The 24,347-nt window shown below is 50.0% G+C and carries 20 protein-coding genes; 15 read left to right on the plus strand and 5 right to left on the minus strand.

The window, feature by feature from the left end; all coding sequences use genetic code 11:
• The first annotated feature begins 5 nt into the window (after positions 1 to 5).
• Positions 6 to 851 carry an ABC transporter ATP-binding protein gene (locus CPA45_RS18065; protein WP_096653939.1) on the plus strand — a complete coding sequence of 282 codons (846 nt, stop codon included), beginning with the start codon at positions 6 to 8 and terminating at the stop codon, positions 849 to 851.
• Positions 848 to 1,591, plus strand: coding sequence for an ABC transporter ATP-binding protein (locus tag CPA45_RS18070; RefSeq protein WP_096653941.1), 744 nt, complete (start codon positions 848 to 850; stop codon positions 1,589 to 1,591). The genes CPA45_RS18065 and CPA45_RS18070 overlap by 4 nt, the downstream gene beginning before the upstream one ends.
• A gap of 148 nt (positions 1,592 to 1,739) precedes the next feature.
• Here the strand turns inward: CPA45_RS18070 and CPA45_RS18075 are convergent, their stop codons facing one another.
• The 3 genes from CPA45_RS18075 to CPA45_RS18085 form a co-directional block, all read right to left on the minus strand.
• Complete coding sequence (locus CPA45_RS18075; protein WP_096653943.1) at positions 1,740 to 2,636, minus strand: alpha/beta hydrolase; 897 nt, start codon at positions 2,634 to 2,636, stop codon at positions 1,740 to 1,742.
• Between the two features lie 168 nt (positions 2,637 to 2,804).
• Positions 2,805 to 5,042 carry a right-handed parallel beta-helix repeat-containing protein gene (locus tag CPA45_RS18080; RefSeq protein WP_096653945.1) on the minus strand — a complete coding sequence of 746 codons (2,238 nt, stop codon included), beginning with the start codon at positions 5,040 to 5,042 and terminating at the stop codon, positions 2,805 to 2,807.
• A gap of 297 nt (positions 5,043 to 5,339) precedes the next feature.
• Positions 5,340 to 6,359 carry a lactonase family protein gene (locus CPA45_RS18085; RefSeq protein ID WP_096653947.1) on the minus strand — a complete coding sequence of 340 codons (1,020 nt, stop codon included), beginning with the start codon at positions 6,357 to 6,359 and terminating at the stop codon, positions 5,340 to 5,342.
• Positions 6,360 to 6,587: 228 nt separating this feature from the next.
• Between CPA45_RS18085 and CPA45_RS18090 the strand changes: the two genes are divergently transcribed.
• The 11 genes from CPA45_RS18090 to CPA45_RS18140 all read left to right on the plus strand — a co-directional run bounded on the left by CPA45_RS18090 (position 6,588) and on the right by CPA45_RS18140 (position 19,481).
• Positions 6,588 to 7,742 carry a mandelate racemase family protein gene (locus CPA45_RS18090; RefSeq protein WP_096653949.1) on the plus strand — a complete coding sequence of 385 codons (1,155 nt, stop codon included), beginning with the start codon at positions 6,588 to 6,590 and terminating at the stop codon, positions 7,740 to 7,742.
• Positions 7,743 to 7,869: 127 nt separating this feature from the next.
• Complete coding sequence (locus CPA45_RS18095; protein ID WP_244287654.1) at positions 7,870 to 9,684, plus strand: sodium:solute symporter family transporter; 1,815 nt, start codon at positions 7,870 to 7,872, stop codon at positions 9,682 to 9,684.
• A 165-nt stretch (positions 9,685 to 9,849) separates the two neighbouring features.
• Positions 9,850 to 10,569, plus strand: coding sequence for an oligogalacturonate-specific porin KdgM family protein (locus tag CPA45_RS18100; protein WP_096653951.1), 720 nt, complete (start codon positions 9,850 to 9,852; stop codon positions 10,567 to 10,569).
• Between the two features lie 188 nt (positions 10,570 to 10,757).
• A complete protein-coding gene (gene kdgD, locus CPA45_RS18105; RefSeq protein WP_096653953.1) occupies positions 10,758 to 11,675 on the plus strand; it encodes a 5-dehydro-4-deoxyglucarate dehydratase in 918 nt (305 codons plus the stop codon).
• Between the two features lie 43 nt (positions 11,676 to 11,718).
• Positions 11,719 to 12,579, plus strand: coding sequence for an amidohydrolase family protein (locus CPA45_RS18110; protein WP_096653955.1), 861 nt, complete (start codon positions 11,719 to 11,721; stop codon positions 12,577 to 12,579).
• Positions 12,580 to 12,641: 62 nt separating this feature from the next.
• The gene (locus CPA45_RS18115) at positions 12,642 to 13,439 is read left to right on the plus strand and encodes an NAD-dependent epimerase/dehydratase family protein (protein WP_096653957.1); all 798 of its coding nucleotides are present in this window, start codon (positions 12,642 to 12,644) and stop codon (positions 13,437 to 13,439) included.
• Between the two features lie 105 nt (positions 13,440 to 13,544).
• Positions 13,545 to 14,264, plus strand: a complete 720-nt coding sequence (locus CPA45_RS18120; RefSeq protein WP_096653959.1) for a FadR/GntR family transcriptional regulator — start codon at positions 13,545 to 13,547, stop codon at positions 14,262 to 14,264.
• A 49-nt stretch (positions 14,265 to 14,313) separates the two neighbouring features.
• Positions 14,314 to 15,888 carry an aldehyde dehydrogenase (NADP(+)) gene (locus tag CPA45_RS18125; protein ID WP_096653961.1) on the plus strand — a complete coding sequence of 525 codons (1,575 nt, stop codon included), beginning with the start codon at positions 14,314 to 14,316 and terminating at the stop codon, positions 15,886 to 15,888.
• Between the two features lie 191 nt (positions 15,889 to 16,079).
• Complete coding sequence (locus tag CPA45_RS18130) at positions 16,080 to 17,096, plus strand: Ldh family oxidoreductase (RefSeq protein WP_096653963.1); 1,017 nt, start codon at positions 16,080 to 16,082, stop codon at positions 17,094 to 17,096.
• A gap of 61 nt (positions 17,097 to 17,157) precedes the next feature.
• Positions 17,158 to 18,105 carry an AEC family transporter gene (locus tag CPA45_RS18135; RefSeq protein WP_096653965.1) on the plus strand — a complete coding sequence of 316 codons (948 nt, stop codon included), beginning with the start codon at positions 17,158 to 17,160 and terminating at the stop codon, positions 18,103 to 18,105.
• 125 nt (positions 18,106 to 18,230) lie between these two features.
• A complete protein-coding gene (locus CPA45_RS18140; protein WP_165771583.1) occupies positions 18,231 to 19,481 on the plus strand; it encodes a PQQ-dependent sugar dehydrogenase in 1,251 nt (416 codons plus the stop codon).
• A gap of 113 nt (positions 19,482 to 19,594) precedes the next feature.
• On the opposite strand, the gene CPA45_RS18145 is transcribed toward CPA45_RS18140, so the two are convergent.
• Positions 19,595 to 20,986, minus strand: a complete 1,392-nt coding sequence (locus tag CPA45_RS18145; protein ID WP_096653967.1) for an aminotransferase-like domain-containing protein — start codon at positions 20,984 to 20,986, stop codon at positions 19,595 to 19,597.
• Positions 20,987 to 21,137: 151 nt separating this feature from the next.
• Between CPA45_RS18145 and CPA45_RS18150 the strand changes: the two genes are divergently transcribed.
• Positions 21,138 to 22,337, plus strand: a complete 1,200-nt coding sequence (locus CPA45_RS18150) for an MFS transporter (RefSeq protein ID WP_096653969.1) — start codon at positions 21,138 to 21,140, stop codon at positions 22,335 to 22,337.
• Here the strand turns inward: CPA45_RS18150 and CPA45_RS18155 are convergent.
• A complete protein-coding gene (locus CPA45_RS18155) occupies positions 22,332 to 23,270 on the minus strand; it encodes a cation diffusion facilitator family transporter (protein WP_096653971.1) in 939 nt (312 codons plus the stop codon). The genes CPA45_RS18150 and CPA45_RS18155 overlap by 6 nt on opposite strands.
• Before the next feature lie 149 nt (positions 23,271 to 23,419).
• Between CPA45_RS18155 and CPA45_RS18160 the strand changes: the two genes are divergently transcribed.
• The gene (locus CPA45_RS18160) at positions 23,420 to 23,938 is read left to right on the plus strand and encodes a GNAT family N-acetyltransferase (protein WP_096653973.1); all 519 of its coding nucleotides are present in this window, start codon (positions 23,420 to 23,422) and stop codon (positions 23,936 to 23,938) included.
• Positions 23,939 to 24,347: the final 409 nt, after the last annotated feature.

Consider the following 24,347-nt stretch of genomic DNA (forward strand, 5'->3'; position numbering starts at 1 on the left):
TAAACATGGATGTATTAACAGTTGAAAAACTGAACGTTACTTTCCGTACCGATGAGGGGCTAAAGCATGCGGTTCGTGATGTGTCTTTTACACTGAGAAACGAGAAGCTTGCGATAGTGGGGGAGTCGGGCTCGGGCAAGTCGACAGTGGGAAAGGCGATACTGAGGTTGAACCCACCCTCTACGCGTGTGACGGCTGAAAAGCTTCAGTTTGGGAAAACCAATCTTCTTGCCTGCAATGAAAAAGAGATACGTGCCATACGTGGGCAGCATATTTCGATGATCATGCAGGATCCCAAGTTTTCGCTTAACCCAGTGATGACAGTAGGGGAGCAAATATCTGAAGCGCTCAGTGTTCATCGAAATATTAGCAGACGAGAAGCCAAAGAAGCAGCGCTTGAGATGTTGAAGGAAGTCAGTATTGCTGACCCCGAGCACGTATATAGCCAGTACCCCCATGAAATATCAGGAGGGATGGGACAACGTGTAATGATTGCCATGATGGTTATACCCGAGCCCGACATCATTATTGCTGATGAGCCAACATCTGCACTTGATGTTTCGGTCCAGCAGGATGTACTCAATATATTAACCAGGCTGATAGAGAAGAAGAATATTAGCCTTATATTTATCAGTCACGACCTCAACCTGGTGAAGAAGTTCTGTGACCGTGTGTTGGTCATGTATGGCGGAAGAGTCGTGGAGTCGATCAAGGCGAATGAGCTCTCCAACGCGTCGCACCCTTATACAAGAGGTCTGATGGAGTCGCTTCCAAGCCTTAAGCATCGCCGGGAGACCTTACCGGTAATGACGCGCGACCAGAATTGGCTTACCCAGGAATACACAACATGATCTCTATTCAATCACTTTCGTTTGATATGCCTGGCTCTACTAAATCCAAGCGTATCCTGAATGATATAAACATCAGTATTGGCAAAGGGGAGTGTTTTGGGCTGGTAGGTGAATCAGGTTCTGGGAAAACGAGTATTCTCAAATGCTTGGCAGGCCAGTTTCAGGGCTGGGAAGGGGCGATCGCCATTCAGGGGAAATCGCTTGCCGAGACTTCCTTGAAAGAGCGCAGCAATACCATGCAAATGGTGTTTCAAGATCCCTACGGTGCCTTACACCCGCGGCATACCATTCGTAAAATACTGAATGAGCCCTTGGCCATCAAAGGTTTGTCTGATAAGTCAGAGCGCATACTCAAAGCACTCAAGGATGTGGGGCTTGATGAGACGTTTCTACCTCGTTATCCACATCAGCTTTCAGGAGGGCAAAGGCAGCGAGTGGCCATTGCCAGAGCGATAATACTAGATCCGGATATTATCCTTCTCGATGAGCCTACATCAGCACTTGATGTGTCTGTGCAGGCAGAAATACTGAACCTGTTAACTAGCCTTCACCGACGCCACCAACTGACTTATCTGATGGTATCCCATGATCTTGGCGTCATTGCGCATCTTTGCGAGCGTGTTGCTGTGATGAAGTCCGGTGAGATCGTGGAGGTGGTATCCAGAGATGATCTAGTCGAGGGAAATGTAGCACACGCTTATACGAAAGTGCTTCTACAGCATGCTTTAAGCCGAGAGTAAGTGCTCGATTAAACAACCGATAAAGGCGGGAACTCCGGCTTTATCGGTTGGTGGGAAAGCATATTTGGCCTTTTACACTTGTGAAGAGATGGGGGGGGGGGGGCGAAAAGATGGAGCGTGCGCGGTGAAAGAGGGCTGTTCGTGATGTTTACTCTGACATAACACCGATCTGAACCATCCAATCCGCGAGCAGTAGTGGCCAGCCCGAAACCGGTTTGCCGCTAGCGCCGCTAATGCCAAAGCCATGGCCGCCGTCGCGGAAGATATGCAGTTCAGTCTTCACGCCCGCGGCATGTAGTGCATTATAAAATGCAATTGCATTGGCTGGGGGCACGGATGGGTCATCATCGGCTAGCACCAGGAACACTTCGGGTGTACCTGCCGTGACGTGCTCTTCAGGGGAGTGATTGCTCTTTTGTTGTGGCGTTGGGCTGTCGCCCAATAGGGCGGTGCGTGATCCTTCGTGAACGCTGTTATCCTGCATTGTTACGACTGGATAAACCAGGGCGACGAAATCAGGCCGAGCTGAGACGGCCTGTTCAGTGCCATCTGCTTCATAAAGCTCCCTGTTATACCCAGTAGCGAGCGATGCTCCTATATGTCCTGCGGCAGAAAAACCCAGAAACCCGATCCGTTCAGGATCAAGGCCCCATTCGTTGGCATGTCTACGTACCAGACGCATGGCGCGCTGTGCATCGGCCAGCGGTGCATCCGCTCGGTTAGCATGCCCCTCTCCTGGTAAACGATAGGTCAGAAGAAAGCTGGTGACGCCTAACGGTGCCAGCGCCTTGGCGATTTCAATACCCTCTTTATCTAACACCACCCGCCTGTAGGATCCGCCTGGTGCGATAATAATGGAAGCCCCGTTGGGTCGCTCTGGAACCCAGGCCGTTAGGCTTGGTTCAACAATGCCCGTTAGTGCCCGATCAGGCCGGAACAAGTTTTTGGAACGTTCATCCACCATGGGCGTTAGGTCAACTGGCGTGCCCTCAGGGCGTTTATCCCAAAGCGGCAGAACCGCTTCATGCTGTAAAGTGTTAGCCATGGCACTTCCCATACTCATTAAGCCGCATAAGGTTAACGCCAGCCATGCGGATGAAAGTAGTATTCGCTCTTTTTGCATATTTACTATTTACAGAAGATTTTATCTAATCACTTTTTAGAAACGAGTGCCTAGCGCTTGGTAGCACTAAGCACTCGACACCGGTTTTGGTTAGTTGAAAACTAGCTGCTGCAGTGCCAATGCTTGCTCACGCTGTTCACTTTCGTTGTTGGCCTCCTGCTGTAACAAGGCTTCAATTTCCGCTAATTTGTCTTCATCGAACGGTAATTCATTAGATGGTGTATGGCTTCCCCCTTGCAGGAACCAGTTTTGAGGGCTTATATCACCATAAACGCTGTCGTCGACACTACTTGGGATTACTAGCTTTAACGAAATATTGTGTGACAATTGAGCTGGCTCAAGTTGCTCGCCATAGGGGCTTTTGCGAACAATATAGTTAAATCGCTTATTATCGATGGCGACGTTATTGTTAATGATTAACGTGCCGGAATTAAAGTTATCCGTAAATCCATCCATTCCATTATTGAAGGCAAGGTTGCCCTCAACAATATGGGGAACAGGTAGACCTTCTCCGCCTAACTTAAAGCCATTGCCCAGATTTCCACCGGTTGGCTGGGTGTTCAATGTCTGGCCATTGTTGAACGCGATGGAGTTGGTAATGGTGACAGTGCCGTTGGGGCCATCTTCGACTTTATTGAATAAATCCCAGCCATCATCGATATTGTGGTGTGCAATACAGTGATCAAAGGTGTTGCCTTCACCAACCCGCATTTTTGCAGCGAAACCGTCGGCATTAATGCCAGAGCTATCTTCATTGTTGTAGCTCTCGCTATAACGAACCGTGTTATGGCTCGCCCAAAGCGCTCTCCCGACGTCGGCGGGGGAGGTGATTTGAAAGCCCGTATCTGGTGCGCTGTGGGTCACAATATGTTCGAAGACATTGTGGCTGCCATGCACAATCAAACGTTCGCCGGCGACTTCCAGGTGATCCAATTGCCAGTAATTGGCATTGTGCGACACCATCCCGGTAAAGCGTACATCTTCGCCTTCGCCAGTTAAGCGCTTAAGTTTGCCAGGCGAGCCGCTAGCGGTTAGAGGGATTTCTATTGCTTCGTAGTCACCGCTGGCAAGATAAATCGTACCGCCAGGAGCTAGCTGCACCAAGGCGGACGCTAGGTCTAGAGGATTCGTTTGGTCGCCAGCTTGCCCTGGGCTGCCAGCAGGGGATACATGGATAGTAAAAGGATCAGCAACGGTTAGTGGCTCAAGCGTTACTGTTTTGTGCTGGGACTCTGTTTCTGGCCCTTCGGTTGGCTGGAAAGAGACGACAAGATCAGTGGGTTCAGTGATCTGCAAAGGAAGGCTAAATAAGTCGCCTGCAGCAACGGTCTGTTTATCCCCAATCGGTTGCCCAGCCTTTGAGACGCTAAATTCACCGCTATAATTCGCGATCGCTTGAAGAGTGTAGTCAGGAGTAGTGACGACGTCGGGTGAAGCTAATGACCATACAAGAGGGTTTTCCGGTGCTTGATAAGCGCTCGCCTCCTGGGTGTTGGCGTCGCTAAGCTCAATGTGAATATCATCAATGTGCAGGCGAGCATTACGCGCTGCAAAAAATCCCACATACTGATGATCAGGATCTTGCACTTCAACAAGGTTGGCGGGAGCTTGGGCAAGCTCGTGGTGATAAGTTTGCTGGCCATCGTTCACGGTCACGGCGAAGTGCTCATCACTACGTGTCAGCGTCATACGGTAAGGCTGCTCGTCACCATACGGCCTACCTTCTAAGTAATCTTCATGACTTAACAGATTGCCGGGATTACCCCATGGATCCTGAATCCCTTCTCTATAGGTAGCTGTCACATTCATTAACCCATCGTTATCGCGGGTATGTGAGCGCAGCAGGTTCATCACCATATTGGACGCAGCGGGAAACTCTTCATGGCCCAGCGGCTGAGGGTTAGCACGTGGTGCGCCTAAAATGTCGCGAACCATTAGCCCAGCACCTTCCTGGCGATTAGGCGTTGCGCCTGTTTCTGGCCCCAGTTGCTCTAACGTTAAAGTGGCCGTCAGGGTGAAGTTTACGCCGGTGGGTAAGGTGGTGTAGTAAAACGTACCCCCTTCATGGGAGTTAGCCAACTTACCGCCGCGGCTTTCAATCGTCACTTGATCTACCAGTGGGCCTGCAGTCACAGGATCGCCATTACTGGTAACTTCGTTAGTTCCTACCTTTTCAGGAAGGATAGTGGATCCAAAATTCAAGTCGGCCGATTGGCCGAAGGTGATGCTTTGCCAAGCTAGCTCAGAAGCATCTGTAGCGGCGTGTCCTAACGAAGCACCCAAGACAGGCGTCATCGTCGTTAGTGCAAACGCAATAATTTTACGCATGTTTATAAAGCCTTCTTGTCATAGTTATTGTCTTGGTTATTGTCTTGGTTATGGCCATAGCAAGAGCAGCGTATCTAGCTGGTGACTAGCCATCTACGCTGAGGTATCCCTGATAAAGATAATACATAGTATGTTTGTCATCAATACTCCCAGAGACCTGAACATACTCTTTTCCCAGCAACTGTCCTCTCTGCCGCAATCTGCCCAGCAGCCATATCTCCCACCGCCTTTCCCCTACCATTTTTCTTTTACTATTCTTCTCCTGCAGGAGGTGAGAGTTAGCCGTAATATACTGATTTATAGCATTTCAACCCAGTCGGGGCTTTGGCCTACCGGTAAACGGCTTATCAACCGCAGAGAGCCCGTTTCGGGGTTAATACGGTAGCTGGCAATGTGGTGAGAGTACTGTCCGGCAGCAACAAGGTAGTTGCCGTCAGGTGTGATGGCGAAGCCACGAGGGCGGTTCTCGGTCGCAAATTGAGCAACAAAGGTGAGTGTTCCATCAGCCTGTACGTTAAATAGGCTCAGCGTTGAGGTGGCTTTCTCCGAAGCATATAGAAAGCGAGCATCGGGGGTAATATGAATGTCGGCTGCTTGAAATGCCTCTGGTTGTTCTGGTAAATCAACCGTTTGGATATTTCGCAAGCCTGTGACGCTGCAACTAATCGTATTAATGGTGCCGTTGCGCTCGCCGATCACATAAGCGATAGGCTGGTTTGGGTGATAAGCGATGTGCCTAGGGCCGGTTCCATTGGGTAGCTGGAGCTGGCCAATATAGTACATGGGCGGTGATGTGTGTTCGTTGGATTGAGAGGGTGCCCATTGCCAATGATAAATGACATCCTCGCCAAGCCCTGTGCATAACACGGTTTTATTATCTGGGCTCATGGAAAGCATATGAGCATTGGAGATATTTTCGATGCACTGAACTGGGCGACCGATACAGCGATCTGCCTGGATGAGATATGTTGCAACCTGGTGGTCGATAAACGATGCAGTGAGTAGGTAGTTATCATTAGTATCTGTTTGTATATAGGCTAAGTTGTTGTTAATAAAAGTGTTGCCAAGGTGGTGTAGATTACCTTGAGGGCCGAGATTAAAAGCAGCAATAAAAAATGGCTCGCCTCTGGAAACTGCGTATAAGGTATTTCGGTCACGCGATAGGGCAAGCGGCATAGCCCCGCCAGGCTTATTCAGGCCAGGTAAGCGGGCATGGGAAAGGTGTGTCAGTTCACCTGTGGCTAGTGATAATTCAACTGTATAGATCTCACCACTTAATGCGCAGCCCACGTACAACGTTTGCTCTAGGGATATCATCTTTGCTTCCTTAGGTTGTGGCTGTAGTTATCTATCGCCACGACTCATTAACATTATTTTGGCGTGGGAGCCCTGTCAGGATGAACGCTACTGAGCGTTTTAAATGGCGTTGAGACTATTGTCTATATTGCTGTTCAAAACATGTCTCCCTAATATCAAACATATTATGTATTACATTAGGTGTCGATACCCCATTCGCACAGGCGATCCAATAGGAGCCAGAACACGATGAGAATTGAATCCATTGCTGTAGATGTTATTCGCTACGAGTCCCAATTGGCGCGAGATAGTGCTGGACATGCTCACGCGGGGCAGCCCAGTGAAGCCCACATCGCTATGCTTAGTGTGACAGCTGAAGATGGAACTCAGGGGCATGCTTTTGCTCCGCCAGAGCTGATTCGCTCCTACGTGGTCGAGCAATATTTTAAAAAGGCAGCGATTGGAAAACCTGTGCATGCCAGGGAGCAGATTTGGCAGGACCTTTGGCTTCGCCAGCGTGGTAGTGGTGCACAGCTCACTGATAGAGCGATGGCAATTCTAGACCAAGCATTATGGGACTTAGCTGGTCGTCAGCTCAATGTGCCTGTTTATCAACTGCTGGGTGGGGCGCGGGATAAAGTAAAAGCGTATGCCAGTACGATGTGTGGCGATGAGATGAAAGGAGGCCTCTCAACACCTGAAGAGTACGCTCAGTTTGCTGAGAAATTAGTGGCGCGCGGCTACAAGGGCATAAAGCTCCATACGTGGATGCCACCCGTTAGTTTTGCGCCTAGTGTTGAAATGGATATCCGTGCTTGTGAAGCCGTTCGGGAAGCCGTAGGGCCGAATATTGCGCTAATGCTTGATGGTTATCATTGGTATAACCGTACCGATGCGCTAAAGATCGGCCGTGCACTGTCTCGCTTAGATTTTGCCTGGTTTGAAGAGCCCATGGTGGAAGACTCCATGGAGTCTTACCGGTGGCTGACCCAGCGTGTTGATGTACCCGTTATTGGGCCTGAAAGCATTGCAGGTAAATACCACAGCCGAGCTAGCTGGGTGCAGCATAACGCTTGCGACATTTTACGGGCAGGCGTTGCTAATGGTGGCGGCATCACTCCTTGCCTAAAAGTGGCGCATTTGGCTGAAGCCTTTGGTATGGATTGTGAAATCCATGGCAACGGTGCGGCCAATCTAGCCGTCGTCGGCGCTATTACTAACTGCCAGTGGTATGAGCGCGGCCTGCTTCACCCCTACTTGGATTACGATAAGCCGCCTGCTTACCTGAATGCCATCGCCGACGAAATGGATGCCAATGGCAACGTTCATATGCCTGAAGGACCTGGGTTAGGCGAGAGCATTAACTTTGATTACATCAAGAACAATACGCTAGAGCATTACTAATCAAATAGATTTTAGCTCGGTATAGGCAAGGTGGTGCATGTTGCACTACATGCACACTAAAACACCCGCTTTCTTATAACTATTTGGTAGTGCTGATATACCAATAATAAAAGGTGGAGAAGTTTGTATGAGTACTGACGTTTGGGTAATACTAATTTACCTGGTCTTCTTGGTCATAATTGGCTGGGTGTTTAAGAAGTTTAACTCTAATACCAGTGATTATTTCCGGGGCGGCGGTAATATGCTTTGGTGGCTGGTTGGCTCAACGGCTTTTATGACGCAGTTCTCAGCCTGGACCTTCACTGGTGCGGCTTCTCAAGCTTATGTAAGCGGTTTTGCGATCGTTTTCCTGTTTATGGCTAACGCTGCTGGCTACTTTCTTAACTATGTTTATTTTGCCCCACGTTTTCGTCAACTGCGTGTTGTCACTGCCGCAGAGGCGTTAAAGATGCGCTTTGGTAAACCCAGCGAGCAAACGTTCATTTGGTTCAGTATGTTTGACGGCCTGGTGTCTGCCGCTACATGGCTAAGTGCTTTGGCCATTATCAGCTCGGCTGTCTTTAACGTACCTCTTGAAACCGTTATTTTGCTAACCGGTATTGCTGTCGTGGCGATGTCTGTTACAGGTGGCGCTTGGGCCGTTGTTGCTTCTGACTACGTTCAAATGCTGATTATCATGTCGGTAACATTTGTTTGCTTTATTGTGGCCTGGGGTAATACCGAAAGCATTGGGCATATTGTCTCTAGTTATGATGGCGAGTTCCTAACTGGCAGTGGCTATGGCTATGCGTGGTTGTTTGGATTCTGGGTGTTTATGTTAGTTATTAAGCAAATATTCATGATGAATAACACGCTTAATGGCTACCGTTACATGTGTGCGAAAAATAGTAAGAATGCCCGCTATGGCGCGTTATTTACGCTTTGCCTCGCATTAATAGGGCCGATCGTTTGGTTTTTCCCATCCTGGTTCATGCATGCTTACAGCCCCGATTTCGCTCAAAACTTTACTGCTCTGGGTTCGAGCGCTAACGAGGCAGTATTTGTCGCTTTTGTCAGCGAGTATATGCCGGCCGGTATGCTAGGGCTTTTGATGGCCGCCATGTTCGCTGCCAGCATGTCTTCCATGGACTCTGGGTTGAACCGAAATGCAGGCTTTTTTGTACGTAACTTTTACTTAACCGTTATAAAACCCCATGCCACTGAGCGGGAAATGATGCGGGTTTCACGTATTGTTACGTTGTGCTTTGGGGCACTTATTATTGGCATCAGCCTGTTTATCAACTCTTTGAAAAGCATGAGCTTATTTGAAATATTGCTGACGGCAAGTGCGTTGATTACCTTCCCGATTACTATTCCTGCCATGTTAGGGATGATTATCCGTAAAACGCCTGACTGGTCGGGTTGGGGAACCTTGGTCGTAGGCTGCATGGTGTCTTACTCGGTGGGTGCCTGGTTGAGCCCAGAGTTCGTCAATAATGTAATGGGAATGGATATTACGGCGCGTGAATGGTCTGATTTCCGTGTGGCGTTTGCTATCGGCGCACATACGGTGATCACAGGCGGCTTCTTCTTGTTGAGTACTCTTTTCTATAAGCCCGAAGCTCAATCCAATGAGCGAGCGTCCGAGCGTCAGGAAATGTGGCAGCGTTGGGAAACGCCAGTAGAAAGCGTTGAGGAAGATTCAGCTGCTGATGCGATCGACTATGGCCAGAAAATTATTTTGGGGCGCTTGATTCTAATCGGAAGCGTCATGGTCATGGGGCTTTCATTACTGCCTAATTCCCTCAATGGCCGCTTAATTATGCTCTTGTGCGGTGCTCTACTCATGATTCCCGCAGTGTTGATGCTTATCTCTGCGCGTGGCAGTAAGCGTGCGATGCAGCGTACTATGAAACGTACTATGCAAGAAACTCAAGGCGAGCCCCAGGCTGTCTATAAGTAAGATCAGTAAAACATTCTGCTGGTTGCTCAGATAAAGCAGGGATTATTACGAAATATAACATAATACGTTATTAGTAATATGTTTAAGGGGGTGCTACACACTTTACAACGTAAACAGTCGGATCCATGGCGGTAATAAAAACAAATATTTATAACAGGGTGTTTTATGAAGATTACAAAACTTGTAGCTGGAGCAGCTGCGCTAGCAACTGTATTTAGTGGCTTTAGCTATGCTGGAACAACAACGATTGCTACCAAATACGAACAGACGTTTCGTGAAAATCAGGATTTCAAAGTAAAATTTGGTATTAATCATGTTTTCGATAACAGGATGTACCTAGGGTTTGAGCATCAACGCCGCTGGAGAGATGAAGTGAGCGGCTCTCCGGAATTGGCTGAGAACCTGTTTGGTATTGGCTATTCTTATTCGCTGGATGAGGCGAACCGTTGGTCGCTACAGCCAAGACTGGAGTATAAGTTCAATCCTGGCCAGGAGACGGCGCGTCCTATGCTGAGATTAAACTATAGAATTAATGATGCTTGGCGAGTCGGTGGGCGTTATCGCTATGAATATCAAACATTTCGTGAGGGCGGGGGGCCTCGGTCCCGCGTTAACCGATTTGATGGTTATGTGAGTTATGCGGTAACCGAACAGATAGGGCTTTCATGGAATCCAAGCTATGCATATCTACTTGGTGATGAGGGCCGAATGTACACCGGGGGGAGTGATCGCTGGGAGCATGAATTCACAGTGGGCTATCGAATCAATCCGGCGCATGCGCTTGCACTGACGTATAAGCGTAAAGATAAAACGCGTGATGAGGCAACCTACAATGCAGGTAAACACAATGATGCTGCGCAGTTAACCTACAGCTTTAGGTTTTAAGCCTATCGTTTTAGCGCCACTAGTAGAAGCTGGCACAATCGGTTTTTTAAACGCACGATGTTTTTATACGTAATTGCCTGACCCGGCTTGAATAAGGGCATGGTTCACCAAAATGGTATTGCTCCAGCTTCTGCTTACCCCTATAGTTGTGTGATGTATTACTATTGAATATGAAAAAGGAAAAATTTATGCATTTTTCACGCGAACAGACCTTGGCCTCCATCTCTAATGGCTTGCTCTCTTTCCCGGTGACTGACTTTGATAGTCTGGGGCGTTTTGACCGAGAAAGTTATCAGGCGCGCTTGAAGTGGTTTGTGAGCCATGAAATTTCGGCAGTATTTGTAGCGGGTGGGACAGGTGAGTTCTTCAACTTATCGTTGGATGACTTCCGTGATGTGGTCACCACAGCTGTGGAAACCATTGGAGGGCAGCTACCTGTTATTGCCAGCGCTGGCCAAAGTGTAGAGATGGCAAAAGCTCATGCCAAAATTGCCGAAGAGGCTGGTGCCGATGGCATTCTGTTGATGCCTCCTTATCTGACAGAGTGTCCCCAGGAAGGCCTGATCGATTACGCTCGTGAGATTTGCAACAGTACATCGCTGAACGTCATCTACTATAACCGTGGTAATGGCATTATGGATGCGGCGTCTGTACAGCAGCTAGCGGAAGAGTGCCCGAACCTGATCGGCCTTAAAGATGGTAAGGGCGATATGCAGGCATTGAATAAAATCGTCAAAACGGTAGGGGATCGTCTTGCTTATATTGGCGGTGTTCCTACCGCTGAGATTTTCGCTGAAGCTTATCTATCTATCGGGGTAAATACTTACTCTTCGGCCGTGTTTAATTTTGTGCCTGATATGGCATCAACGTTCTATAAGGCATTGCGTGCAGGAGACCATGAAACCGTCAAGAAGATTACCCGAGACTTCTTTATTCCTTTTGTGGATTTGCGTGACCGGAAACAAGGCTATGCCGTAAGCCTGGTTAAATTGGGTGCTGAGATTGTAGGTAAGCCTGCGGGCAAGGTGCGTGCACCTTTAGTAATGCCTACTGATGAAGAGCGCGCACAACTGAATGATTTGATTACTATTGCCCAGCAATACTAAGAGCAGTTAACGCTGACATTTACGCAAGTCATTAGGAGTCATGATGCCAATTCCAGAAAACACCCGCCCGTTAACAGGCCCGTCCCCGCTTCTAAAAGCGCCTGCGGGAGCTACTGACTGCCATGCCCATATTTTCTTACCGGGTTTTGAGTCTCAGGAGGGTGGACCTCAAATTGCCGAATTAGCGACGGTGGAAAATTATCGCGAATTACAGCAATGGCTGGGATTGGAACGTGTCGTGATTACCCAGCCTAATGCCTATCAGACGAATAATGAGGCGTTATTAGAAGCCTTAGCTCAGTTTGGGCCAGATGTTGCGCGTGCCATTGCAGTTGTTACGCCAGATACCCCGAAACATGAGCTTGAGCGATTACATGAAAAAGGCGTACGGGGCGCGCGCATTATGCAATTGCCTGGGGGGGCGGTAGGTATTGACCGGATGTTGGCTGTAGAAGATGCCATTCAGGATATGGGATGGCATCTGATGGTTCAGTTCAATGGCCGTGATTTACCTAACTACATGGAAGCGCTGCAAAAAATTAAAGGTAATTACATCATTGATCATATCGGTAAGTTTATCGATCCCGTGGACGCCGATGACTCAAGGGTTGATGATATTTTGCGTTTGATGGATCACGGTAATGCTTGGCTCAAGGTTTGCGGAGCTTACGAAACCAGCTTAACCGGTGGGTCAAGTTATTCAGACGTAGCACCAATTGCCAAGCGGTTCATTGAACACGCCCCCGACCGCATTATCTGGGGTTCTAACTGGCCGCATGTCGGAGTGAGCCGCTCTCAGTATCCAAACGATGCTCAGCAGCTGGATATCTTACTAGAGTGGGCTGATACAGAGACCCAAAAGAAAATACTGGTAGATAACCCAGCGTTGCTTTACGGATTTTAAAGAGTGTTAGGTCACTATAGAGCGCTTGATGTCTAGCACTCATAAACGGTCAGGAGACTAGGATGTTAAATAAACTATTAGTTACCGGCGCGGCAGGTGGGGTAGGGAAAGCAATTCGTCCTTACTTGAATAAGTTCGCGAAACAGGTTCGTCTTTCCGATATTTCAGATATTGAAAACCCAGCCTCTCATGAAGAGGTGGTAACGTGCGATCTCGCGGATTACGAAGGGGTTAAGGCGCTGGTAGATGGCTGTGACGCTATCATCCATCTGGGTGGTGTGTCGGTAGAAAGACCCTGGCAGGGAATCCTGCAGTCAAACATTATTGGTACTTACAACCTTTATGAAGCAGCTCGTCATTTAGGTAAGCCACGAATCATTTTTGCTAGCTCCAACCATACGATTGGCTTTTATGAGCGTACCCAGAAAATCGATACCCAGGTGCCGCATCGCCCAGACTCTATCTATGGTCTATCGAAGTGTTTTGGGGAGGACCTCGCTAGCCTCTATTTCGATAAGTTCGGTATCGAGACATTAAGCATCCGCATTGGCTCATGTTTTCCGAAGCCAGCTGATGCACGCATGCTGGCAACGTGGCTGCATGTAGAAGATTTGGTGGATCTGTTCGAACGCGCTTTCAATGCCCCCAAACTGGGCAATACCGTTATCTACGCTGCTTCCGACAACGCCGAGCAGTGGTGGGATAACCAATTGGTTTCGTTCTTAGGCTGGAAGCCTCGCCATAGTTCCGAACAGTGGCGTGAAGAAATCGAAGCAAAAGGCGAAAGACCAGACCCCAACGCGCCGGAAGTCATCTATCAGGGGGGTAAATTTGCCTCTACGGGTCATCCAGATGACTGATAGTCATATGTATGATTAAAAGTAATAACGGATGCTCTATACTATCAAGCAATATGGAGGGCTTTATACAAGCCCGAAAACTGATTTTATGAGAGATGGTTGAGCATGAATAATCTTGGCGTTGAACCTTTGGTGCATGGGGGCAGTTTATCGAAGCAGGTGTCCCAGCAATTAGAAAGAATCATTGCAAACCAAACCGTTCCTGTGGGGGATAAGCTCCCACCTGAAGGTGCGCTGTGTGACTTATTTGGTGTAAGTCGCACGGTGATCCGCGAGGCCATCACTCACTTAAAGTCGCTAGGGCTTGTTGAAACGCGGCGTGGTATTGGAACGCGGGTATTGCGCTCCACGCCATTGCAACAGCAAGCAGCCAAGAAAATTCGCCTGAGTACCATTGAGGATATTTTGAATATTCTTGAGCTCAGGCTAGCCATTGAACCAGAAGTTGCCGCGCTAGCGGCCACTAGGCACGACGATCAAGATAAGCAACGTTTGGAAGAGCTGCATATTAAGTTTATCCAAGCTTATAAAGATACCACCCAGGCGCGTGACGAGGACTTAGCGTTTCATGCAGGCATTGCACAGGCCACTCACAATCCCGCTTTTGTCACTATTTACGAGCAGTGGGATGTGGGCACGATACCTCGGGCGAAGCTTATGTCTGTGGAGTCTGAGCCACAAACATCTTACCAGTATCTGGAAAAAGTAGGCCAGGAGCATGCTGACATTCTTGAAGCAATCCTGGCGCGCAATGCAAGAGCGGCCCATGCCGCGATGTATCAGCATCTAAATCGAGCATACAAAACGTATTCTGCATATAAGTAGTGGCGAGTGATGGTAGCGCCCTACGCTAAACTACTAGGAGAGATTGATCATGGCATTAGAAGGCAACCTCTTAATTGGTCAGCAGGCTGTTACCGGCACTCAAGCCAACATTCAGGCAGTTAACCCTGCTACTGGTGAAAAACTAGCGCCAGTCTATATTGGCGGCAGCCGAACCCACGTTGAGCAGGCCTGTGAGCTAGCGGAGGTGGCGTATAGCACCTATCGTGAAACGTCCCTTGAGGCTCGTGCTGCGTTTCTTGAAACCATCGCCAGTGAAATTGAAGCGATCGGCAGTGAGTTGATTGAGCGGGCCATGGCGGAAACCGGTCTGCCCCAAGCACGCATCGAAGGTGAGCGGGGTAGAACCTGCGGGCAGCTGCGCTTATTCGCCTCGGTGGTGCGTGCTGGCGAGTGGTTGGATGTACGCATTGATCCTGCCATGCCCGAGCGCCAGCCGCTACCCCGTGCGGATCTTCGCCAGCGTCATATCGCTCTGGGCCCTGTCGCGGTATTCGGTGCCAGCAACTTCCCGCTAGCGTTCTCGGTGGCGGGTGGTGACACTGCATCCGCTCTGGCCGCTGGCTGTCCGGTTGTCGTTAAAGGCCACTCTGCGCACCCAGGGACTTCAGAGCTTGTCGGCAAGGCGATTCAACAAGCGGTGAAAGCCTGCAACCTTCCAGAAGGCGTGTTCTCGCTGCTGTTTGGTGCCGGTAACGAAATTGGCCAAGCGTTGGCGGACGATCCACGCATTCAAGCGGTTGGCTTTACCGGCTCGCGCAGCGGTGGTGTGGCGCTGATGAAAACCGCTCAAGCACGGCCCCAACCAATTCCGGTCTATGCCGAGATGAGTAGTATTAACCCGGTTTTCTTATTGCCAGCGGCCCTTAAAGCCCGCGGTAAGGAACTGGGCGAGTCCTTTGTAGCTTCGCTAAATATGGGTGCAGGCCAGTTTTGTACCAACCCTGGCTTAGTGATTGCAATTAAAGGCCCTGAGTTGGATGCTTTCATTGATGCTGCAAAAGGTGCAGTAGAGGCGAGCGGTGCACAGACCATGCTAACGCCGGGTATCCATCGTGCCTATCAAGAAGGCGTTGCCAGCCTATGCAGTGCAGCCAATGTACGTGAAATTGCCCGGGGCCAAATAGGCGGTGACTATCAGTGCCAGACCGGTCTTTTTGCCGCCTCCGCAAGCGATTTCCTTGCCTCTGAAGCACTACAAGCCGAAGTGTTTGGCGCCAGTTCGCTGATTGTTGAGTGTGAAGATGCAGCGGAAGTAAAGCGGGTTACTGAGCAACTAGAGGGTCAGCTAACTGCCACGCTGCATATGGATGATGCTGATATCGATGCCGCTAAGGCGCTGCTGCCGACGTTAGAGCGTAAATCAGGGCGTATTCTTGCCAACGCTTGGCCCACTGGCGTTGAGGTGTGCCATGCCATGGTCCATGGCGGGCCATTCCCTGCTACATCCGATGCGCGCACTACCTCGGTTGGCTCGGCGGCCATTCACCGATTCTTACGTCCGGTCTGTTACCAGTCGCTGCCAGAAAGCTTGTTACCCGATGCGCTCAAGGATGGTAACCCGCTAAAGATATCGCGCTTAGTTGATGGAAAGCGCGAGCTATAAACAGCTAGTAGTCTTTTAAGAGCTAGTAGTCTTTTAAGAACTGATAGTCTTTTAATAACTAATGGTCTTTTAACAACTAATAGCCTTTTAAGAAATAGCCAAGCAGGCAGTCGTAACTGCCTGCTTTTTTCGTGTGGTTTTTAAGTGCGGTTTTAAATAAAAGTAATAATAAACGTTAGCGAGGTAATACTATGAGTAATGATATTACTATTTCTCTGCAAGAAGCCGAAACGCTGAGTAAAACGCTGCTTCTTAATAATGGTTTTAGCCAGCCTCATGCAGACGCCATTACGCGCAGTGTCATTGCTGCCCAGCGTGACGAGTGTCACTCCCATGGCTTGTATAGGCTAATTGGCTGTGTGCAAACAGCGCTTAATGGTGGTGTAGATACTAACGCAGTGCCCTCTATCAAAGATCAAGCCCCCAGCGTGGTAAAGGTGGATGCTCATAAAGGCTGTTCATTATTAGCCTTTGAGCTGGGTAAGCCACTGTTGGTAGAAAAAGCTAAGCAAAACGGTATCGCGGCGCTTGCCATCAATAACAGTTTTCACTTTTCGGCACTATGGCCCGAAGTTGAGGCGCTTTCAGCGGAAGGCCTAGCTGCCTTGGCAATGACCCCCAGCCATGCTTTTGTGGCCCCCGCGGGAGGTACTTTGCCTCTATTCGGCACCAATCCCATCGCGTTTTCCTGGCCACGCCCTGGTGGCACACCTTATACCTTTGACTTTGCCACCAGCGTAGTGGCTCGTGGCGAGATAGAGCTACATCGGCGTGCTGGTAAAGCAATCCCCCATGGTTGGGCAATGGATAGTGAAGGTAACTCAACTACCGACCCGGTAGCGGCTCTGGCAGGTGCCATGCTGCCCTTTGGTAGCTACAAAGGCTCTGCGCTTTCCACCATGGTAGAGCTGCTGGCGGGCCCGCTGATTGGCGATTTGCTAGGCCACGAAACCCAAGCAGCGAACGCAGATAAAACCGGCAAGCCCTTCCATGGTGAGCTAATTATCGCGATATCGCCTGAAACGTTTTTAGGCAAGGATGCAGAAAGTCATCTCAAACACGCCGAAGTACTTTTTGAGGCCATCCAGGGGCAAGGAGCTCGCCTACCTTCCCAGCGCCGCTTTGAGGCAAGAGAGCGAAGCCAAGCTAACGGTGTTACGTTTCCTAAAGCGTTATATGACGAGCTTATAGCGCTTGCTGCTCAATAATCGTTGCGATAGCTATTGAGATCGTTGGTGATGTGCTTATGGAGGAGGAAGGGGAGTAACCATGCTTGAAATATTAGCCATCACCACACCAATTTTTTTAATCATCGGTATGGGCTATGTGGCTATGCTCCTGGGTATTGTTGGCCGGGAGCAAATGCAGGGTATCGGTAACTTTGTGATGTACTTTGCGTTACCCGCCCTGGTTGTTCGTGCCCTGACCCAGAACCCACTCAAGGAAGTGTTTAACTTGGCCTATCTGTTGGCCTATGGGTTGGGCTCAGTGATCGTTTTTACCTCGGCATTGTGTTTGGCCATTTTTATCCAGAAGAAAAACTTACAAACTGGGGCCATTTTCGCCTTGGGTATGTCGGTCTCCAACAGCGCTTTTACGGGCTACCCAGTCGCGGCAATGGTGCTGGGCCCACCCGCGGTCACTTTTCTTGCTTTGAGTATGATCGTTGAGAACCTGCTGATGATCCCTGCTGCGTTGATACTGGCGGAAATGGGGCGTCAGGCGGGTGGTAGTTTATCTCGCACACTTTTACAAACGGCTAATAGGATGGCCAAAAACCCTATCCTAATGGCCATTCTAATCGGTGTATTGATTGCCATCGTAGGGCTTGAGCTACCGAGCCCAGTAACCAGGGCGATTGATATGGTGGCTGACGCGGCTGGCCCAGCAGCGCTATTCGTAATAGGAGGAACGCTTTACGGCCTTCATGCCCGCGGCGTGATGATGGATGCTAGCCAAATTATGGTGGGTAAATTGATTTTTCATCCATTAGCCATCGTGCTGGCGTTTTTACTCATGCCGGCAACCGACCCACTGCTTCTGGCTGGTGCGATACTCTTTGCCGCAGCCCCAATGGCGAGTATTTATCCGTTGCTGGGCCAGCGTTACGGTATGGCAGATGTTGCTGTAGGTGCCTTAATGGCCGCTACCCTGGCATCGTTTGTGACCTTTAGTGTGGTGATTGGGCTAATGACCTATTTTGGGCTACTCACATAGCGGTTGTTTTTCACTTCTTTGAGAAGCAGACGTTGTACCAAATTTGCTGCCTGTGAACGTTTTTCCTACGCTTAACGTCATCGCGATGGAACTGACTTTTATCAAACGTGTGCAAGGAGCAATGCATGACATCTCAAGGAAACCCTTCTCCCATTCGCAAGAAATCTCTTTCACAGGCTATCTTCGGTGCCATGTTGGCGAGCAGCGTTGGCCTCGCAAACGCCGATGTCACCACTGATGAGGAGAGTGTTGAAACAGATTACGAGACAGAAGAAACCAATTTGACCATCACCAAAATAGTGGGTGGGCTAGAGCATCCATGGGCAGTAGCGTGGCTGCCTGATGGCCGTATGCTGGTAACAGAGCGCCCAGGACGCCTGCAGCTTATTGACGGCGATGATGTAATCGAACTAAGCGGCTTACCCCAAACAGATATTGATGAAGATGATGAGTCAGCTACCGAAGGTGGCAATCAGGGTGGATTACTGGATGTCGTCATTCACCCTGATTATGAGAACAACGGCTGGATTTATTTCACCTACTCAAGCCCAGGTGACCCGCGTGCATTTAGTACTTACGAGCCTGATTATGGTACTGGCCTAGCGGTAGGCCGTGCTCGTATTGATGCTGATGATGGGGAGCTCACCGATGTAGAAACCATTTATAGCCAGGTCCCACGCACCCATCCTGGTGCGCATTATGGATCGCGTATTGTGTTCCCAGGCGATGGAGAGATGATTTTTTCCATTGGCGATCGTAACGTTCAAAATTTACCCCAAGACTTAACCAACCCTGGTGGCAAGATGATCCGCCTGCTTGAAGATGGTGGTGCTCATCCTGATAACCCCTTTGTTGGAGTTGAGCCAGGCAACCTGCGCCCAGAGATTTATTCGTTTGGCCATCGCAATAATCAAGGGCTAACCATTCATCCTGAAACCGGCGATATATGGGCAGTTGATCACGGCCCCAATGGTGGAGACTTGCTCTACAAAGTGGAAGAAGGTGCCAACTATGGCTGGCCGATGGTTGCACATGGCACTGAGTACTCGACTGATGCGCATATTGGGCTTGGCACAGAAGCTCCAGGTGTTGTGGCGCCCACCCATGTATGGGAGGAGTCTATGGCGCCCTCTGGTATGGTCTTCTACACCGGTGATGTGGACGAATGGCAAAACAACCTTTTTGTTGGCTCGCTTCGTCGTGAACAACTACACCGTTTAGTTCTGGATGAGGATAACGAGGTCACCCACGAAGAAGTGCTGTTGGAGGATACTCTTGGCCGTATCCGCGATGTTCGTCAGGGGCCAGACGGCATGCTGTATGTTGTTACCGATGAAGAAGATGGCGGTGTTTACCGCTTGGAGCCTGAGTCGTAGAATCGAAGCAGGTTATACCAAGTGGGCTACACCAAACGGGCTATACCAAGTGGCCTATGCTCAAAAAGAAGTTTTAATAGGCGCCTCAAAGGCGCCTATTTTATGGGCGTGTCTTAAATGCTGCTGGCCTCAAGAAACCCGTTAACTCTGGGATCTTGCATATAAGCTACGTTGAGTCGTAGCCAGTGAGTAGGTTGTTGATCAGCAAAGAATAAATGCCCTGGCGATAGTGTGATTTGCCACTGCTCAGCCAGTGCGCTCAATGTTTCAGGCGTCATGGCCGTAGGTGGCTTGGCCCAGACAAACATCCCTCCCGTTGGTTCGGTATAAACCTCCCAGCCAGCATTTTTTAGCATTGCCAGCGCCATTGCCATTTGGCTGGAAAGCTTGGTTCTCAGCCGCTCGGTAAGCTTTCGGTAGCTGCCGTTTTGCAACATAGCGGTGACCACTTGTTCGGCAAAGAGGGAAGAGGAGATGCTGGTTAACATCTTAATATCCACTAAGCGCTGCACCAAGGGAGGAGGCGCGGCGATAAAGCCTACCCTGAGGGAAGAGGAGAGGCTTTTTGAGAAGCTTCCCAGGTAGATAACTCGGCGTAAGCCATCCAGCGCCGCCAAACGTATCGTTGGGGTATGCTGAAAATCTGCGTAGATATCATCTTCAATGATTTTAAAATCGTGCTGCTCGGCGAGTTGTAAAACCCGGTGTGCAACCGCTGGGGAGAGGGTGCTACCGGTGGGGTTGTGAAACACGCTGTTGATATAAAAAAGCTTGGGACGATGCTGTGCTAACAGGGCTTCCAGGTGGTCTACGTCAGGCCCATCGACTAACCGTGGTACGCCAATCACGCGGATTCCCTGTAAGTGCAACAGCCCGAAAAGGTTGTAATAGCCAGGAGACTCCACGAATACTACGTCGCCAGGCTCCACTAGCATCCGTACCAACAAATCCAGTGAATGGCTGCCGCCGTTAGTCATGATTATCTGCTGAGCATCAGCGGTAATCGCCAGTGGGCGTAGGCGCTCTTGGATCAGGCCGCGCAAATCGAGTGGCCCTTGGGGAGTGCTGTACTCAAAAATACCTGAACGGCTTTTACGCGAGACGTGGCGGATGGCATAGGTCAGGTCGTCACTTTCACGCCAACTGCTGGGCAGCCAGCCGCACCCCAGCTTAAGTGCATGCTCATTGGCACTGAAAAGCCCCCATAGACCGTTGGTGACTTCATCCATCGCGCTAATGCAGGGCGACTGTGACCCTAGCGATGCCGCGCTATCTGCGACGTAAAAACCTGCGCCAGGCCGCGAGCGTACCAACCCCGCAGCCACTAACCTTTCATAGGCTTCAATAACCGCGTTGCGGCTAATGTGATGAGTGGCCGCTAAACGACGAATAGAAGGTAAACGGCGGCCACCGCCAGCACCATGGGCTTCAATCCAAGCACGAATTCCCGCCTCAACCTGCTGTGCGATGGGAGTATTAGCGTTGCGGTCGACCTCTAGCTTCATAGCTGACCCATGTGGTTCTCAACTGTTCGCTAAAAGCGCGGAACAGTGCCTCGATAGTGGTGATTAAGTGTACCTTACCCCAGTGTGGTAAGCGTGCGAGCGTAACGGTTCAACAGACTGCTTATTTAGGAACTTATTTAGGAACTAAGCCATGAACCGAGTTGTTACGCAAAAGGTTGGCCAAAGGCAAGCTGCTGGCTTGGCGTTTGCGCTGTGTATGATTACCACGGCGGTTAATCTACAGGCCCCGCTTTACGATACATTGGCCGCGCGTGATGGCCTTGGGGTCGGTGCAGCAACGATAGCCTTCGCCTGCTATGTGGTAGGCATTGTACCGGTGTTGCTGGGTTTAAATGGATTGGCAGACCGAGTAGGGCGCAAGCCATTAATCATTACAGCACTACTGTTATGTTTCCTGGCCACTGCCATTACTCTGATAGTGCCTGGTTTAGTGGCGCTGGGTATTGCTCGCCTTCTGCTGGGTGTCAGTACAGGGCTAACCTCCGCAGTGGCTCCTGGTTATATGCAGATACTTGTGGCAGCGAAGGATAAGGATAAAGCGACAAACTATGTCACCGCCAGTACAGCGTTGGGTTTTGGCCTGGGGGCAGCTGTCACTAGCTTGTTTGTTTTTCACACGCCTAGCGTATCTCCTCCCAGCCTATGGCTTTATTTAGTCGCCGCTTCGCTGGCGCTGCTGGTTGTCTTTACGCTGAAAAATGGCGCTTCGATAGATAGCTCGCTGAGCCCAACTAAGTGTCCTATGTTACGTCTTCCCAGCTACCCTAATGGAGCCTGGTCCTTTGGGTTAGCGATTTTGCTCGCCTGGGCAACGGTAGGGTTGGTAATCGCGATTCTTCCTTCAGCATTAAACCAGCATGGCTTATCCGCCTGGAGTGGCTTTGCTACCTTTGGAATATGCAGTTGCGGAGTGCTTTTCCAGCCTTGGGCAAGGAAACTCGCTCCCTATAACGCCACTTCATTAGGGTTAGTGATTCTACCAATAGCCTATGGGCTAATCGCCTGGGGGGCTGTGCAAGGCTATCTGGCGGCGGTGCTGCTGGGAACGGTTGCCGCCAGTAGTGCTTGCTATGGGTTTATCTATTTGGGGGGATTAAGCGGCGTGTTGGCGATAGCGGGAACATCTGCGACCCAAGCCAGCGCGGGCTTTTTTTTGATGGCCTATCTTGGCTTCAGTATCCCAGTGATCACCACTGGAGTACTGATTGATGCTGTAGGTCATACGTTGGCGTTAACGCTGTTTGGTCTCGCGCTGCTGAGCGGTGTGCTTGCCACGCTAGTTCTGTTACAAAGACTCGGCCGCCAAGCGCCCGCTCTCAAGCTGTCATGAAGGATGCTTTCCTACTAACAGCCCACAAGAGGGCTCCGCCCAGCGTGTATCTGCAGTGAACACCACATCACATACCACCGGTGCGTAGTCTTGGCGTACTTCTTCATCAATACGAGCCCGCAACCTATCCTGGGAGATAATGGAAATATCCGAGAGCTCTTTGGGCAGCACCACATGCACGATCACATACAGAAGGCGGCCGGGACGCACCATACGTACCCTTACTTCCAGCGTATCGATCTCTGCAAGGCCACGTGCAACTGCTTGGCGTACCGGTTCAGCAATAGATTCTTCAGGCGTTTTGTTAAGCAGTTCCCGTAGTGCTTGGGAGGCCATCCGTACAGGGACGCCCAAACAGAGCACTACCACCGCCATAACTAACACCGAATCGACATAAGGTACTATTCCCCGCCAGTCCAGGCGTTCAAACAGCATCACCAAGCAGAACGCTGCTAACACGGCAGCCGAGATAATGCTGTTCACCAGCCAGTTAAGCTTGTCAGCGCTTATCAATGGGCTATGCACATGGCGTTGGCTGCGGTGCATTACCCATGCTGTTAGCGAGCAGGCAGTGGTAGCAAATAGCGCATAGATAACGGCAAGCCCTGCTGAAATCTCGCGCCCTCCCGTTAGCAGGGCAGCCACTGCATCCACCAACGCAAAGATAGAAACGCCTAATATCAATAAACCTTTGCATAGATTTACCAACGACTCGAAGTAGCTGTAGCCAAACGGATAGGATTCGCTATCAGGTCGGCTGGCTAACTTGCTGACCTTGATGGTGACCAGCGCTACACTAAAGTAGATAAGGTTAAATAACCCATCCAGCAAAATAGCCTGGGAGTTAGATGCCAGCGTTGCAGTAATGCCTGCACAGCCAATCAGCAGTGCCATAAAGGCAGAAAACGCTAAGGTGCTGGATTCTGTTTTCACGAACGTTTGCTCCGATATTCACTACCCAATAGGCTGGCAAGCATAGCAACATCGCTGCTAGAAATGTCAGCGTTTTGTTTAGCCTTATATTTGTAGAAAGAGCCCCTTTAGCAGCTCATATGCTTTGCACATCAGGGAGAGAAGTGCTTATGCGCTACGCCAACGATTTGACCTTCAATCTGATAGCCCCAGAAGATGCTGCCGAGCTGCTGATTTTTGAAACCGCAGAGCGTGATTGGTTTGAGCAGCATATCGAGGCGCGGCCTGAGCACTTTTACACGCTGGAAGGTATTACACAGCACATAGTTGAGTGTTTGGAGCTTAATGCGCAGCGCCGTATGAGTCCGCTACTGATTCGTGATAAAGGCGCAATGATAGGTCGCGCCAATTTACGTGATATGCATAGCGGCCAGGGCAAGGTTGGCTATCGTATCGCCCAGCAGGCCTGCGGCCAAGGAATCGCTCAACGTGCGTTGCAGCACCTAATCAGCGAAGCGCGGAGTGTTTATCGCCTGCATACCCTTACAGCGATTGTGTCATTAGAGAATAGCGCTTCCCGATACGTGTTGGAAAAAGCCGGATTTGAAGTAGGAGAAACGCTACCAGCGTACTCATTGGTGGGAGCGCGGAGGCTTGATTGTGTGGTTTATAAGTGCTCAATAGTCTAGCCATAAAAGGGAATGAGATAGAAGGGGGTGAGATAGAAGGGGGTGAGATAGAAGGGGGTGAGATAGAAGGGGGTGAGATAGAAGGGGATGAGATAGACAGCCTTAAGTAGCGGAAAGAAGCCTTTAGTATCTCTTGTGAATGGCGATGGCTATTTTGTAAGCGATCTCTGGCCCATGTAAGCCATCTCTTACAAGCGTGTAAGAGATTGCCGCTTTGTGTCCTCCACAGGTTGCGCTTCGCGCCTGCCTCGTTATCCTGATCGTTTCTTATTGACTAGTAACGATCCAAGGAGGGAGCGATGGCCAATGGTACAGGTCTGCAATTCACCCTGACGCTACCCGGCGTTGATGATATCGCGGTGATTGATTTTACCCACCGCGAAGCGCTCTCTCAGCCCTTTGAGCTGAT

The sequence above is a fragment of the Vreelandella nigrificans genome (genome assembly GCF_002374315.1).
Taxonomy (GTDB): domain Bacteria; phylum Pseudomonadota; class Gammaproteobacteria; order Pseudomonadales; family Halomonadaceae; genus Vreelandella; species Vreelandella nigrificans.